Annotated in this window: 14 protein-coding genes; 7 read left to right on the top strand and 7 right to left on the bottom strand. The window is 48.1% G+C overall.

Features of this window, described 5'->3' with window-relative positions; translation table 11 throughout:
• The first annotated feature begins 54 nt into the window (after window positions 1–54).
• The 7 genes from PTQ21_RS25290 (at window position 55) to PTQ21_RS25260 (ending at window position 6,814) form a co-directional block, all read left to right on the top strand.
• Complete coding sequence (locus PTQ21_RS25290) at window positions 55–927, top strand: 3-hydroxyacyl-CoA dehydrogenase family protein (RefSeq protein WP_063566802.1); 873 nt, start codon at window positions 55–57, stop codon at window positions 925–927.
• Complete coding sequence (locus PTQ21_RS25285; RefSeq protein ID WP_076288965.1) at window positions 924–2,129, top strand: acetate/propionate family kinase; 1,206 nt, start codon at window positions 924–926, stop codon at window positions 2,127–2,129. The genes PTQ21_RS25290 and PTQ21_RS25285 overlap by 4 nt, the downstream gene beginning before the upstream one ends.
• A 103-nt stretch (window positions 2,130–2,232) precedes the next feature.
• Window positions 2,233–3,528 carry an asparagine--tRNA ligase gene (gene asnS, locus PTQ21_RS25280; RefSeq protein ID WP_274567532.1) on the top strand — a complete coding sequence of 432 codons (1,296 nt, stop codon included), beginning with the start codon at window positions 2,233–2,235 and terminating at the stop codon, window positions 3,526–3,528.
• On the top strand, window positions 3,528–4,250 hold the full coding sequence (locus PTQ21_RS25275; RefSeq protein ID WP_236703325.1) for a DnaD domain-containing protein: 723 nt from the start codon (window positions 3,528–3,530) through the stop codon (window positions 4,248–4,250). Before asnS ends, PTQ21_RS25275 begins: the two co-directional genes overlap by 1 nt.
• Window positions 4,251–4,412: 162 nt before the next feature.
• The gene (locus tag PTQ21_RS25270) at window positions 4,413–5,033 is read left to right on the top strand and encodes an RNA polymerase sigma factor (protein ID WP_079694035.1); all 621 of its coding nucleotides are present in this window, start codon (window positions 4,413–4,415) and stop codon (window positions 5,031–5,033) included.
• 4 nt (window positions 5,034–5,037) lie between these two features.
• Complete coding sequence (locus PTQ21_RS25265) at window positions 5,038–5,475, top strand: hypothetical protein (protein ID WP_274567530.1); 438 nt, start codon at window positions 5,038–5,040, stop codon at window positions 5,473–5,475.
• 37 nt (window positions 5,476–5,512) lie between these two features.
• Window positions 5,513–6,814 (top strand): multi-tm2 domain protein, encoded by a 1,302-nt coding sequence (locus PTQ21_RS25260; protein ID WP_256336335.1) that lies wholly within the window; start codon window positions 5,513–5,515, stop codon window positions 6,812–6,814.
• Window positions 6,815–6,978: 164 nt separating this feature from the next.
• On the opposite strand, the gene PTQ21_RS25255 is transcribed toward PTQ21_RS25260, so the two are convergent.
• The 7 genes from PTQ21_RS25255 to PTQ21_RS25225 form a co-directional block, all read right to left on the bottom strand.
• Entirely contained in the window at window positions 6,979–7,632 is a 654-nt protein-coding gene (locus PTQ21_RS25255; RefSeq protein WP_036607600.1) for a methylthioribulose 1-phosphate dehydratase, read from the bottom strand.
• Window positions 7,633–7,634: 2 nt separating this feature from the next.
• Window positions 7,635–8,312 carry a 2-hydroxy-3-keto-5-methylthiopentenyl-1-phosphate phosphatase gene (locus tag PTQ21_RS25250; protein WP_072733403.1) on the bottom strand — a complete coding sequence of 226 codons (678 nt, stop codon included), beginning with the start codon at window positions 8,310–8,312 and terminating at the stop codon, window positions 7,635–7,637.
• Entirely contained in the window at window positions 8,309–9,532 is a 1,224-nt protein-coding gene (locus PTQ21_RS25245; protein ID WP_072733402.1) for a 2,3-diketo-5-methylthiopentyl-1-phosphate enolase, read from the bottom strand. The genes PTQ21_RS25250 and PTQ21_RS25245 overlap by 4 nt, the downstream gene beginning before the upstream one ends.
• The gene (gene proC, locus PTQ21_RS25240) at window positions 9,529–10,389 is read right to left on the bottom strand and encodes a pyrroline-5-carboxylate reductase (RefSeq protein ID WP_064636898.1); all 861 of its coding nucleotides are present in this window, start codon (window positions 10,387–10,389) and stop codon (window positions 9,529–9,531) included. The genes PTQ21_RS25245 and proC overlap by 4 nt, the downstream gene beginning before the upstream one ends.
• A 36-nt stretch (window positions 10,390–10,425) precedes the next feature.
• Window positions 10,426–11,673 (bottom strand): glutamate-5-semialdehyde dehydrogenase, encoded by a 1,248-nt coding sequence (locus PTQ21_RS25235; RefSeq protein WP_274570571.1) that lies wholly within the window; start codon window positions 11,671–11,673, stop codon window positions 10,426–10,428.
• 96 nt (window positions 11,674–11,769) lie between these two features.
• Window positions 11,770–12,873, bottom strand: a complete 1,104-nt coding sequence (proB, locus tag PTQ21_RS25230) for a glutamate 5-kinase (protein WP_063566812.1) — start codon at window positions 12,871–12,873, stop codon at window positions 11,770–11,772.
• A gap of 361 nt (window positions 12,874–13,234) precedes the next feature.
• On the bottom strand, window positions 13,235–14,443 hold the full coding sequence (locus PTQ21_RS25225) for a pyridoxal phosphate-dependent aminotransferase (protein WP_274567523.1): 1,209 nt from the start codon (window positions 14,441–14,443) through the stop codon (window positions 13,235–13,237).
• Between the last annotated feature and the right edge of the window lie 128 nt (window positions 14,444–14,571).

Genomic DNA, 14,571 nt, shown 5'->3' with positions numbered 1-14,571 from the left:
TCGGCGAACAGGGTACAATAGAGAAATAGAGAACCGAAAGGATGGAGCAGAACCATGTTTTTCAAAAAGATAGGAGTTGTCGGCGGCGGCACGATGGGGCAAGGTATTTCCCAGATGCTTGCAGCCAAAGGACTTGATGTGCTTCTGGTGGAACACACAACGGAGAAGCTGGATCATGCATATAACATGATTGAGACGAACCTCGATAAACAACTGGAGAAATGGGCGATTACAAAGGCTGAGAAGAAATTGATTCTCTCCCGTATTACCAAAGTTGCTCATCTGGCTGAACTCGGAACTTGCGATATGGTCATTGAGACTATTTCTGAAGATCTGGAAGCGAAAAAAGCGGTATTCAGTCAACTGGACCAAGTTTGCCCAAGCAACGTAATTCTTGCTAGTAATACATCCACGCTGAGTTTGACTGAGCTTGCAAGCTCAACCAAATACCCAGAGCGTGTTATTGGTATGCACTTTATTCACCCGGTTTCCCGGGTTGATCTTGTAGAGATTATTCGTGGTCTGAAAACATCCGATAGCACTTTTGCAGAAACGAGACGTTTTGTGGAGGAAGTAGCGGACAAAAAAGGCGTTATGATCTATGAATCACCTGGATTTGTGACGTCCAGACTGATCTGTCTTCTGATCAACGAAGCGCTGCATGTACTGCAGGAAGGTGTCGCTTCCGCTGAAGATATTGATGACGCTATGCGTATCGGATACAATTTCCAGCACGGACCGCTTGAGATGGCAGACCGTTTCGGATTGGATTCGGTAGAAGCTGCACTCGAAAGAATGTTCCGTGAATTCGGTGAATTGAAATATCGTCCTTCCACAGTCCTGAAGAAAATGGTGCGTGCAGGACACCTGGGTGTCAAAACAGGCGAAGGATTCTTCAAGTACGACAAGGATGGTGACCGGCTGTGAAAGTACTCGTAATTAATGCGGGGAGTTCCTCGCTCAAATATCAATTGTATAACATGACGGATGAATCCGTATTGGCCAAAGGTCTCGTAGAGCGGATCGGGATGGACTCTTCCATTCTGACTCATAAACCAACAGGCCGTGAGGATGTAACGGAAGTAAGCGAGATTCTCGAACATACTACAGCGATTCGTAAAGTTATTGACATCCTGACAGACAAAGAAAACGGTGTGCTTGGTTCCGTTGATGAAATTCAGGCTGTTGGACATCGTGTAGTTCACGGTGGTGAAGCATTTAAGGAATCCGCATTGGTTGATGATGCATCCAAAGCAGAAATCCGCCGTCTGTTCGATCTGGCTCCACTGCATAACCCAGCAGCAATGATGGGTATTCGTGCGGCTGAATCCAATATGCCAGGGGTACCACAGGTAATGGTCTTTGATACGGCTTTCCATCAAACGATGCCGGAAAAAGCATATCTGTATGCCATTCCACGTGTGCTTTATAAAAAGTATAAAGTGCGTCGTTATGGAGCACATGGTACTTCCCATGATTACGTAAGCAAGGCAGCAGCTGAATATCTGGATCGTCCATTGGAAGATCTGAAGATCATCACATGCCATGTTGGTAATGGTGGTAGTGTAACGGCTGTACAGGGCGGTGTATCCGTGGACACGTCCATGGGCATGACTCCACTCGAAGGATTGATGATGGGAACACGTAGTGGTGACCTGGATCCGGCAATTGTACCTTATGTTATGAACAAGGAAGAACTGAGCGTGAGCGAAGTAAACTCCATGTTGAATAAACATAGTGGACTTCTTGCAATCTCCGGCATCAGCAGCGACATGCGTGAAATCACGGAAGGTATGGAAGCTGGCGATGCTAATTCCACGCTTGCATTCGAGATGTACGAATACCGTTTGCGTAAATACATCGGTTCTTATGCAGCAGCAATGAACGGTGTAGACGTGATCGTATTTACGGCTGGTGTAGGTGAAAACTCCGTTGTTCTTCGCCAAAAAGTATGTGAGCAACTCACGTACCTGGGTGTTGAACTGGATGAAGCGCTGAATGCAATCCGCTCTGGAGAACCACGCCGCATCACAACAGCGAATTCCAAAGTGGACGTTCTCGTAGTTCCTACGAACGAAGAATTGGTGATTGCAAGAGATACACACCGAATCGTATTGAATTCTCTGTAATCTAATTGTAAAGTGAATATAGCATGACAAGGAAGTGCAGGGGACAGGCATATAGCCTGCCCGCTGCATTTTCAAATTCAGGATTCCAAGGAGAGATATGTGCATGAGTACGGATTGTGTAATTCGTAATGTGAGTGAGCATGTGGGCGAGACTGTTAAGATCGGCGCCTGGATTAACAACAAACGTTCCAGCGGCAAAATTCAATTTTTGCAACTGCGTGATGGAACCGGATATATTCAAGGGGTAGTCGTTAAAAGTGAAGTCAGCGAAGATATCTGGAATGCTGCCAAGAGCTTGACTCAAGAAAGTTCATTGTATGTAACAGGAATTATCCGTGAAGAACCACGTAGTGCATCCGGTTATGAGATGACGGTTACTGGCGTGGACATTATTCATCTTACTGAAAATTATCCAATTACTCCGAAAGAGCATGGGGTAGACTTCCTGATGGATCATCGCCATCTGTGGCTGCGTTCGACAAAACAACGTGCGATTATGGTTATTCGTGCGGAAATCATCCGCGCTGTTCAACAGTTCTTTGATGGTAACGGATTCACACAGGTTGATCCTCCGATTCTTACACCTTCATCTGCTGAAGGAACGACGAACTTGTTCCACATCAAATATTTTGATGAAGATGCCTATCTGACACAAAGTGGACAGTTGTATATGGAAGCTGCAGCAATGGCGCTGGGCAAAGTATACTCCTTCGGTCCTACGTTCCGTGCCGAGAAATCCAAAACACGTCGTCACCTGATCGAGTTCTGGATGATTGAGCCGGAAATGGCGTTTGTGGATCACGAGGAAAGCCTGCGAGTGCAAGAGAAGTTTATTGCGCACGTGGTTCAAACGGTTCTGAAAAACTGCCGTGCTGAACTGGAGTCCATCGGACGTGATGTATCCAAGCTTGAAAACATTGTAGCTCCATTCCCGCGCATTACGTATGATGAAGCGATTGAATTCTTGAATGGACAAGGCTTCGATATTCCTTGGGGAGAAGACTTTGGTGCTCCACACGAAACGGCGATTGCCGAGAAATACGAAACACCGGTCTTTATTACCCATTATCCGGCTGGAATCAAGGCATTCTATATGAAACCTGATCCAAATCGTCCTGAAGTGGTCCTCTGTGCAGATATGATCGCACCAGAAGGATACGGAGAGATCATTGGCGGTTCCCAGCGTATTGATGATCCGGAACTGATGCAGCAGCGCTTTGATGAGCATCAATTGTCGGAAGAGGCATATCAGTGGTATCTGGACTTACGTAAATACGGATCGGTTCCTCACTCCGGCTTCGGTCTGGGATTGGAGCGGACGGTAGCATGGATCTGTGGATTGGATCACGTACGTGAAACAATTGCATTCCCACGTATGCTCTATCGTCTGTACCCTTAATGCTTAACCGCGAGTCCATGGAAGAAACCGGCTCCAAAGCCTGGTTGAACGGAGCAGCTTACGGTATGGCATCAGGGACAGCGCAGCTCCCATATGCTTTATTGCGCTATTATCATCAGCTGGGGCTAAGTGACGCAGAGGTGCTTCTGCTGATTCAATTGTTTGGATTCCGGCAAGTCGAATTCAATGAGTTTCCAACGCTTGAAGAGCTTGCAACCCGTATGGGTCTTGCTCCTGAAGGCATCGCCAGAATGCTGCAGCGTCTTATGAGAGACGGGTACATTCACATTGACGAGCATCGGGATGAAGAGCGTGACATTCAGTATGAACGGTATGATCTGCATGGATTATATGCGAAGCTGGCAGGATGTACAGCAGAGGATATGGCCGTGGCCCGCAAGCAGCAGCTGGACAGTAATGCACTGCGCCCGGATTCGAACAGTGTTCAAAAAGAAGAGGAAGAACGAAATATGTTCTCTATTTTTGAAAAAGAATTTGGCCGCCCGCTTTCCCCGATGGAATGCGAGACGATATCCAGCTGGTTGGATCAGGATCGCTATCAGGAGGAACTGATTCTCATGGCATTGAAGGAAGCGGTGTTTGCTGGTAAAGTGCATTTCCGCTATATAGATCGAATCCTGCTTGAATGGAGCCGTAACCGCGTGAAGAATGTGCAGGATGCCAAGGCATATACGCAGCGGTTCCGTAACGGTGGACGTTAATACCAATGTTAGATTAAGCAACAATTTTATTCAGAATAAACCAAAAACAGGCCAGAATTTATTCTGTGCCTGTTTTTTTAGATTATAGAGATGTTAAGTAAGATACGTTAAGTTCCCGGTGGAACTGACTTTTCAGGCAATGTGTAACCTTTTTATAAAAAAATGAATGAATACGCAGGGGTCAACAAACAAGTTGTCGTCTATTGTAGTGGAGAGGAGGGGAGAGTCATTGATGAAGCGCGCTTAATCGAACAAATCCGTCAAGGCGATACATCCCAGATGCGCTTGTTGATCGAAAAGTACAGCCAGCATGTATACCATGTGGCCTACTCCGTATTGCGGAACGATCAGGATGCACAGGATGCAGCGCAGGAGGCGTTCATTCAGATGGTTAAATCTCTCCCCGATTATCGATCCGAAGGTTTCAAAACGTGGTTAACCCGAATTGCCTTTCACAAAGCAATAGATGCCAAACGCAAGCTGGGCAGACGAAGCGCTGAGGATCTGGGCGGAGAAGAAAAAATAATGAACATGCCCGGTCGTGAAGAAGATGTTCTTGCCCGCCTCGTGCGTGAAGAGCGTCAGGAGAAGTTGCGCGAGCGAATCAATCAACTGCCTGCCCAGCACAGGGACATTATTACTGCGTATTACTTAAGCGAAAAAAATTATGAGCAGATTGCCCGTGATGCACAGGTGGCAGTGAAAACCGTGGAGTCCCGTCTGTATCGTGCCCGGCAGTGGATTCGAAATCATTGGAAGGAGGATGAGTGGCGTGAGGAATAAAAGGATGTATACCGTTCAGGAATGGACTGATTATATTGAAGGCCGTATGACTGCAGACCAGGCAAGTATGATGGAACAGATGCTTATGGACGTTCCGGAAGCGATGGACAACTATCTCGAAGCACTCGGCATTCATCGGGATTTGCCACAACTGAAGGACCCGGTAGGCTTCGCCGATTCGGTCATGAATCAAATTACGGAAATGCAATCCTCCAAGCCAAAGCGCAAATCGCGTTCTGGACGAAGACGTATCTGGCTGGATCACAAAGTGTTTCATTATGCCGTAGCGGCTTGTCTGACGTTAATCTTCCTCTCCTCGGGATTGTTTGACAAGGTAGCGCCTTATCATAAGTTCCAGGATGGTGATTACAGAGGGTCATTCACGGAAAAATGGACGGAGGCAGCCACTTCCTGGCTGGATCACTTTAAACCTAAACCGTAAATTTATATGCATTGCCTGAAAAGAAAGGATGACGACTGTGCAATCAGATCGTAACAAATTACTTGCATTCTTATTAAACCTGATTCCGGGTCTGGGTTTTCTCTATTGGGGTCGGCCTGCCAGAGCTGTAATCTATCCATTACTCTTTTTTGGGACAGCTGTTGGTTCGTTTATGCTGGCAATTCTGGTGAGTGAGAGAGAATTAATGATTCTTGGGGCTTTGGGGACCATATTCTTCTGGTGTGTCAGCATGCTGGATATGATTATCGTTCTGCTACGTGCCCCATCGCCTAATGATGCCCGATACCATGGATATGGTGCACATTACAGTGGACCGCATCAGGGGGCGGCATATCAGGGAGCATACACTGGTCAGGAAGGTCATCTGGGACAGATGGAGATGGACATGGACATGGAGGGAATACATCAGCATCAGAACGGTGAGTATGGCGTGCCTGCGGCTCCTTATGGTCAACCCATGTATCAAAAAGGCAGTGAAAGCGAACGATTCTTCACGATTCTGCTTTCCTTTGTTCCAGGTCTGGGACATCTTCATCTCGGACTGTTACATCGCGGTTTATCATTCCTTATCGCGTTCTTCGGTTCATTTGCCATGATGGTTTTTGTAGCTTCTATTACGAATGAATCCGTATTTCTGATGTTCTTGCTCATTCTGCCTGTCATCTGGGTTTACTGCATGTTTGATGCGGTCCAGCATGTGCATCGCAAGCAGGCCGGTGAGGTATTGCAGGATCGTACGTTGTTCGAGGAGCTGGAGATGGGCAGGGCTTCTGGACGGCGAAGCAAAGTGCTGGCAACCCTGTTATCAGCCTTTCCGGGTGCGGGTCATCTGTATCTGGGACTGCAAAAAAGAGGCATGCAACTCATGTTCCTGTTTCTCGGCAGTATCTACGTTCTGGACCTGCTTCATTTATCGGTGTTCCTGTTCATGATTCCGTTGATCTGGTTCTACAGCTTCTTTGACGGACTTCAGTGTTCAAGCCGGTATGGCCGCGAACCGTTGACAGATCAACCTATTTTTAAGGACTGGGCTCGTCACCAGCGCCTGATTGGATTCGGAATTGCTGCATTGGGATTGTACTATCTGTTTATCCGCTTGGTCATTCCACAGCTGAATGAGATGTTCCCGGATGCATTTATGACGTACGAGATTCGTTCGTATGTGAACACCGTCATTGTGTCCTTGCTGCTCATTTTTGGCGGTCTGAAGCTGTTGTTTGGCAAGCAGAGGGGGACGGGTATCCATAGTGCGGCTCATCGAAATGATGAGGGAGCGGACAGTCTCTTTTTATTCAAGGATCGGGACGATCGTCTGTAAAGCTTTACTTAGTTGAACTAAAGAATAGTTACACTGACACTACGATGATAGAGTAACCTTCCAATCGCTACAATTCCCCAAACATAAAAAAACACGCCGAGGACTATGTATATTAGCCTTGGCGTGTTTTTGGTTTTGCAGCTTTTATTTCGAATAAATGATTGCTATTTCGTAGCACCCTTCAGCAGAAGTTGACGGTACATCACTTCGAACAGGAACTCGAACGCTTCCAGATGACGTTTCGCTTCAAAAGCATCTTTGCCCCAGGCATAAATACCGTGATTACGCAGCAAAATTCCTGGTACGTTGGCATCAAGTACACCTGGCACCAATTCAGCGATGGATGGAATATCAGCGAAGTTAGGCAGGACCGGTACACGAATCTCCGCATTTTCTTCCCAGATGTTGAAAGCCTTGATCAATTCGATGCCTTGAATCGGTACGTGTCCATCTGCTCCAAAGAATTCACTGATCAGGTTGTTAAATACGGTATGCACATGGAACACCGCGCCACAGCCAGTTAAACGATAGATTTCGCAGTGAATCAACGTTTCAGCGCTCGGTTTCAGGGTTGTGGTCTCAATGGCTTTACCATGCTTGTCCACAAACAGAAAGTCTTCCGGTGTACGGAGGGATTTGTCTTTGCCTGATGCAGTAACTGCAAAGTAGAATTGCTCCGGGTCGAAGTCGCCCACACGCATCGACAGGTTGCCACTTGTACCAGGGAACCAGTTACGGCTGGCAAACAGCGCTTTGATATCAGCCAGCTCTTCGAGGACCTGGCGTTTATGTTCCAATGTAATCTTTTCAAAACCCATTTTTACAGCACTCCTTGTGTTTGCTTCTGTTTCATATCTTCCATAATATCGTAGAAGGTTGTGAATGGGACATGATCCACACCCAGCTCTATACACTTATCCGTCAGAATAGAACGGGAGTAGACAAGATCAGCGATTTTGGCACCTTCAAAATCCGTTAGACTGTCTCCAATGAGGATACGATTATATTGTTCTTCCGGGAATGTACGAATAACCGTCGTTTTACACATGCCGCATCCGTTCTCACAAGGAGGCTGACATGGATTAGGCCATTCAATACGTATAAATTCATCTGTGAAATCTGCCCCATTGCAATAAACGTGATCCTGTGGAATATCGAATGGAGCGAGCAAAGGCTCGATAAAAAAGTCCATTCCGCCGCTGGTGACATTGAATTCAATGCCCTCGTCCCGAACGTATGCAAGAAATTCGCTGAACCCTTCTCGGATGCCAGCCTGTCCAAGTACAAATTCCACAATCTCATCTTTCTGCGAAGAAGGCAACAGAGCGAACATCGCTCCCACACCTTCGCGGAGCGAAATTCGCTGTTCAATCGTGTCTTTCATAATTGCTTCAATACCTTCGGGTTTAAAATGTTTCATAATCGCTACGATATTGTCCGAAAGGGTGATCGTGCCATCGAAATCACAGAAAATGACCGTTTTTTTATCACTTCTCATCGTTCGCCACCCCACAGATCCAGTGCACTTTTCAGTTCGGGATGTTCGACTGCATACTCTGCCAGTGGAATGGAACGCTGGGCTGCCTCGATAGCCTGCAAGAATGCCCGTCCGCCTGCCTCAGTGCCCATGGGATGTCCATGAATACCTCCGCCGGCATTAACGATGACATCGGTGCCGAAGTCACGCAGAATAAGAGGTACAAGCCCTGGATGTATACCAGCCGAAGGCACAGGCATGCTGGTTCTGACCGGAAGCTCAGGTGACAGCAATTGTTCTGTAATGGCCATATTCTCTTCCTTCGGCATCGTCACCGATCCGTAAGGGGAAGGGAAGAGAACCAGATCCGCTCCGGCAAGTCGCATCAGCTGTCCCAGCAGGACGGAAGCCGAGATTCCATAGTGTGGTGAAGGATAGAGTGCACCTGCAAGCGCAGGGTGAGCCATGATCGGCACGTTGATGTCCGGATCACTGCTTAGTTCGTGCAGCACGTCATATCCGTAAGACAAGACATTGAACAACAGCGCATTTGCTCCTGCACCTATCGCACGTTCAGCCTGTTGTTTCAGGCGTGATGTAGGTCCAGTCAAATTTGCGGCATAAAGAAGTTTCTTACCCGTCTCCTTGCGTGCCTGTTCCGCAGCTTTCATGCAGACCTCGACTCTTTTCTCAATCGGAGTCAGTTTGTTCTCAAACAGAATTTCATCGTCTTTAATTAAGTCTACTCCACCAAGAGCTTGGCGAATAAACTGTTCCCTCAGTTCGTCTGCATCCAGTCCAATAACTGATTTAAAGATACTCATTAACAATGGACGATCATGTACACCTAGCAGATCACGAACACCGTTCAGTCCAAACTTGGGACCGGGGAATGCGCTGAGGAAGCCGTCTGAGAATCCAAGCCGTGTCAGTTTGATGCGTCCATCCATTGAGATTTTGCCAAAGACCGTCACGAGCAGGGCAGGAATATCACGGCTGAAATTTACATCCGGATAACCAATGGTAATATCGGCGTAACGCTCACCTGGGGCCATGCCCTCAGCTTCATGCACCTCAACGCTGATGACCTCACCCAGATGTTTCTGCATCGCCTCACGCTTGGCCTGAGGCAATTCGGTCCAACTGCCAACAGTCATGCCGACAGCAATGGACTCAGCCTTCTTGCGGAAGTCTGCACGATCATCATGCAGACGATATGTGGCTGTGCACATAGTATTCATTTTAAATCTCCTTCCAAAGCAGCTCCCATCTCCCGTGAGCGCTCTGCACAGCGGTTGACGGCTGCGATTACATTTTCAAAGAAATCTCCCTCGTCCAGCGTTTTTAGTGCTGCCTGGGTTGCACCTCCCGGGGAGGTCACATCACTACGGAGTTTCATTGGCTCTAGGCCAGTCTGTTGTACCATGCGAGAAGCACCCAGCACGGTCTGAACAGTCAGATCGCGGGATTGTTGGCTGGATAAGCCGCCACGAATACCTGCGGCAATCATGGCCTCCATCAAATAGTATACATAAGCCGGACCACTTCCGGAAATACCTGTGAGCACTTCGAGTTTATCTTCAGGCACAATGGTCACGATTCCGACAGCTTCGAACATCGTCATGACTGTACTGCGCTGTTCATCCGTAATCTCTTCAGAGAAGGCAAGTCCGGTTGCTCCAAGCCCGATTGTACTGGACGTATTCGGCATGGTGCGGGCGATCGGTTGCTTGCGTCCCAGCAGGGATTGCATCGTACGGATCGATAATCCGGCAATAACGGAGACGATTAATTGATCCGGAGACAGGAGCGGCCCAAGTTGACGCAGCGCTGCGGCAGCATCCTTCGGTTTCATGCAGAGTACAATAACGGGAGAAGCGGAGAGATGATCCAGCGATTGTGCAGCAGTTCCGGTATGTACGGCATAACGGGTACTGAGCTCCTCCTGACGTTTCTGGTTGCTGCGGTTCAGCATCGTAATATCCTGAGGACGAACGACAAGGCGGGAAATTAATCCGCGCACGATGGCTTCAGCCATCGCACCTGCTCCGTGAAATGTAATCTTCTGTTGTAATAACGTCTGTTGTTCTTGACTCATATTTATCGTTCCTCCTATATAACTGTAGCTGCGATATTATTGCCGGATTTGTCCATTTCCAGTGATACGGTATTTGGTTGACGTTAATGCAGGCAGACCCATAGGTCCACGAGCATGCAGCTTCTGGGTACTGATCCCAATTTCGGCTCCATAACCGAATTCAAATCCGTCTGTGAAACGAGTAGAAGCATTATGGTATACAGCAGCCGCATCGACATCATGTAAAAAACGTTCTGCATTGCTGGTATCCTTGGTGACGATACACTCTGAATGCTTTGTGCCATAACGGGCGATATGCTCCATCGCTTCATCCAGGTTCTGAACTACACGAATATTTAAAATATAATCATTGTACTCTGTCGCATAATCTTCTTCCGTCACAGAAAGGGCAGAGGGAACGAGACGGCGGACCGTGTCACAACCCTTCAACAGGACATTCGCCTCACGGAGTTGTTCAGCCAGAGCCGGCAGATGCTGCTCCGCGAATACAGCGTGCAGCAACAAGGTTTCCATGGAGTTGCATACGGATGGACGCTGTGCCTTGGCATTAACGGCAATCTCCGCTGCCATGACTGGATCAGCAGATTCATCCACATAAGTATGACAGATACCTGCACCGGTTTCGATCACAGGCACTGTTGCATTGGCGACCACATTGCGGATAAGTGAAGCGCCGCCGCGTGGGATGATGACATCGAGCAGTCCATTTAACTTGAGCATTTCGTCCACGGAGGAACGGTCTGCATCCTCAACAAGCTGCAATGCATCAGCTGGCATATCTGTTGTTGCCAGTGCCTGATGGAGTACCTCCACAATTTTGCGATTGGAGGAGAGGGCCGAGGAGCCGCCTCGTAGCAGTACAGCGTTACCTGTTTTGAGGCAAAGTCCGGCAGCATCTACTGTAACATTTGGACGTGCCTCGTAAATGATGCCGATTAGACCGATGGGCACTCTCAATTTTTCAACATGCAATCCGTTCGGACGAGTGAAAGTCTCCAGCACTTCGCCCACAGGGTCCTGCAACTCCACGATCTGACGCAGTCCTTCTGCGATACCGGCGATACGCTCCTTATTTAAAGCGAGGCGATCCAGCATCGATTCTGGCGTACCTTGCTGTTTGCCACGTTCCAGATCGTCAGCGTTTGCTACTATAATGGAATCCGATTGGGCAATCAATGCGTTTGCCATGACCAGCAGGGCGTTATTTTTTTGTTCTGTGCTCAGTCGATTCAGCTGTGGAACCACGGCTTGAGCCTTGCTCGCTTTTTCCCTGACTTCACTCATCATAAATTCCTCCCATATATAAAGTGGAAACAAAAGAATATTTAATAGCTGTATCATATGATCCTGAGAAGTACACTCGGTAGGATTAGAGGTTTTCTATTTTAACGTAATCCACTCGTCCCGATGAATAACCTCAAGTCGATGGATGCTGTTCAACTGCTTCATTACTTCGCCACTTGGCAGTCCTGCAATGAGCCGTAGCTGGTCATCATCATAATTGACGATACCACGACCGAGCAAGGTTTCATCCATACCCAGCACCTCTACAACATCTCCGGCATGGAAGGTACCCAGCACACGTTTGACGCCTACAGGCAGGAGACTATGACCACCATGGACGAGTGCTTCTTCGGCACCATTATCCACAACGACGGTACCGAGCGGAGTAGACATGAAGCCAAGCCATTGCTTTTTACGAGAGAGCGCGGCAAGGCGAGTCTCGAAATACGTTCCTTTTCCAGTGCCATCAACCGCTTTTTGCATATCTCCAGGTTCCTTCACACTTCCCACAAAGACAGGCACGCCTCCACGCGTTGCCACTTTGGCTGCATCTACCTTGGATCGCATGCCGCCTGTACCTACGGATGATCCAGAACCGCCAGCATAGGCGTAAATTTCTGCCGTAATTTCGGGGATACGGTCATAACGAAACGCAGACGGATCTTTTCGTGGATCGGCCGTGTACAGACCGTTGGTATCTGTAAGAATGACCAGATGCTGTGCCTTGACCAGATTCGCTACCAGAGCTGACAGGAGATCGTTATCTCCGAACTTTAATTCATCGACAGATACGGTATCATTCTCGTTAAAGATCGGAATGACGCGCTGTTTGAGCAGTTCTTCTACCGTCATGCCCGCATTGCCCATACGTTTCCGGCTGTGAAAGTCGGTACGGGTGAGCAGAATTTGTGCTGTAGTAACGCGGTGCGCTGCAAAAGCCTGTTGATATGCCTGCATCAACAAAGCTTGCCCAACAGCCGCTGCAGCTTGTTTTTCATGCAACTGCTTGGGACGCTGAGGGTAACCGATCTCCCGGAATCCGGCAGCTACCGCTCCCGAAGTGACCAGAAGAACCTCATGGCCCTGTTCGGCCAAGGCAGCAATTTCTCCGGCAAAAAAAGTAATGGCACTTCGATCAAGCCCGCCTTCTTCCGTAGTAAGCGAACTGCTTCCGATCTTAACTACAATACGTGAGGTCATGTTTTCACTTCCTTAAACAATATTAATGATTGACCCTGGAGCAGACCGTTGGGTACAAAAAAAACTCCCGCCCTTTTAGTTAAAAAGGACGAAAGTTCGTTACTTCCGCGGTACCACCTTTATTGATGATTGGATCATCCGGCTTCATGCCCTGTAACAGAAGGCACTGTCCTGTGCATCACAGGCCGCTCAGGGGTAGGTTTCGGAGAGAAGCCGCGGTAAATTCTTGCAGCCCGATGGAATTTACTCTCTGGGCGCGGCTGATCCTCTCGTACTGGTCCCGTCATCACGTTTCGTTCAATATTTCCTTATAACATACCATGGAAACTTGGCAGATGCAAAGGGGTTATACACCTGTAAATTACTTGAATAAATTCAACTTGCCAATCCGCTCCGCTGCTTCCCTTAATCGATCTTCATCACTTAGCAGTCCTGCGCGCACATAGCCCTCACCATGTGAACCAAAACCGATACCCGGTGCTACCGCGACTTTTGCTTCACGTAGTAACACGTCGGCAAATGAAGCAGAAGTAAAGCCCGCAGGTACAGGCAGCCAGCTAAAGAAGGAACCTCCCGGTTTAGGGGCCTGCCAGCCGATGGATGAGAGTGCATCATAGAAAGCATCGCGACGTGATTCATAACGTGCAACCAGTGAAGTGACACATTCCTGGGAAGATGTCAGTGCCGCAGCAGCAGCGGCCTGGATGCCTCCGAAGAGACTCACGTAGATATGATCCTGCAGCAGATTGATTTTGGAGATGATCTCCGCATTGCCCAGAGCAAATCCGACGCGCCAACCCGCCATATTGTAGGTTTTGGATAACGTGTAGAACTCAATGCCCACTTCTTTGGCACCTGTTGCCTGCAAAAAGCTTACTGGACGATGTCCATCGAATCCAATTGCACCATAGGCGAAGTCGCTGGCTACGACGATTTTATTTTGAATGGCGAACTCTACCGTATCTTCATAGAAGGAAAGCGGGGCGGTTGCCGATGTTGGATTGTTGGGATAGTTCAGGAACATCAGCTTGGCCTTCTCCCGATCCTCGGTAGAGATTGCTTCATAATCAGGCAGGAATGCATTGGACTCTAGCAGTGGCATAAAAGACATGTGCGCTTTCGCCAGTGCCACACCGGACCAATAATCCGGATAACCTGGATCAGGTACGAGACATACGTCGCCAGGATTGAGCAATACTTGAGGCAACTGGACCAAGCCCGTTTTTCCACCAAATAAAATAGCAACTTCCGTTTCGGGATCCAGGTCCACGTTGTAATCTTCCTTGTAACGCTTCGCAACGGCTTCCTTCAGGAAAGCATGCCCGCTAAAAGGAGAATATTTGTGATAGAGCGGGTTCTCCGCCGACTCCTGCAATGTTTTAACAATGTGGGGTGGTGTAGGTGTATCCGGGTTACCCTGACCCAGGTTAATCACGTCGTGACCACTTGCGATTTCGCGGTTTACATTTTGAACAAGAGTAGCAAAAAATTGTGTAGGAAGCTGTGTCATTACATCGGATGTAGGTATGGTAAAGGCTGAACGACCCGATGCTTTAGGCTGATTAGTCATGCTATACATCACTCCGGTTATTAAAGATGGCAATATAGTACTCATTAATTTATCACGTCAATCCCGAGCTGTATAGGGGGAAAACACTTCATGAATACTTGAATGGAGCCTATATTTGTGTTTTTGTA

Source organism: Paenibacillus marchantiae (assembly GCF_028771845.1).
Classification (GTDB): domain Bacteria; phylum Bacillota; class Bacilli; order Paenibacillales; family Paenibacillaceae; genus Paenibacillus; species Paenibacillus marchantiae.
Note: the sequence above shows the minus strand (reverse complement) of the source record. Positions and strands in the feature narration are given on the sequence as shown.

Coding starts and splice junctions, on each gene's coding strand:
- PTQ21_RS25235 (WP_274570571.1), bottom strand. CDS start 11,673: ATGAGTGAAGTCAGGGAAAAAGCGAGCAAGGCTCAAGCCGTGGTTCCA.
- PTQ21_RS25255 (WP_036607600.1), bottom strand. CDS start 7,632: ATGGGTTTTGAAAAGATTACATTGGAACATAAACGCCAGGTCCTCGAA.
- proC (WP_064636898.1), bottom strand. CDS start 10,389: ATGAGTCAAGAACAACAGACGTTATTACAACAGAAGATTACATTTCAC.
- PTQ21_RS25225 (WP_274567523.1), bottom strand. CDS start 14,443: ATGACTAATCAGCCTAAAGCATCGGGTCGTTCAGCCTTTACCATACCT.
- PTQ21_RS25270 (WP_079694035.1), top strand. CDS start 4,413: ATGAATGAATACGCAGGGGTCAACAAACAAGTTGTCGTCTATTGTAGT.
- PTQ21_RS25275 (WP_236703325.1), top strand. CDS start 3,528: ATGCTTAACCGCGAGTCCATGGAAGAAACCGGCTCCAAAGCCTGGTTG.
- PTQ21_RS25250 (WP_072733403.1), bottom strand. CDS start 8,312: ATGAGAAGTGATAAAAAAACGGTCATTTTCTGTGATTTCGATGGCACG.
- asnS (WP_274567532.1), top strand. CDS start 2,233: ATGAGTACGGATTGTGTAATTCGTAATGTGAGTGAGCATGTGGGCGAG.
- PTQ21_RS25290 (WP_063566802.1), top strand. CDS start 55: ATGTTTTTCAAAAAGATAGGAGTTGTCGGCGGCGGCACGATGGGGCAA.
- PTQ21_RS25245 (WP_072733402.1), bottom strand. CDS start 9,532: ATGAATACTATGTGCACAGCCACATATCGTCTGCATGATGATCGTGCA.
- proB (WP_063566812.1), bottom strand. CDS start 12,873: ATGACCTCACGTATTGTAGTTAAGATCGGAAGCAGTTCGCTTACTACG.
- PTQ21_RS25265 (WP_274567530.1), top strand. CDS start 5,038: ATGTATACCGTTCAGGAATGGACTGATTATATTGAAGGCCGTATGACT.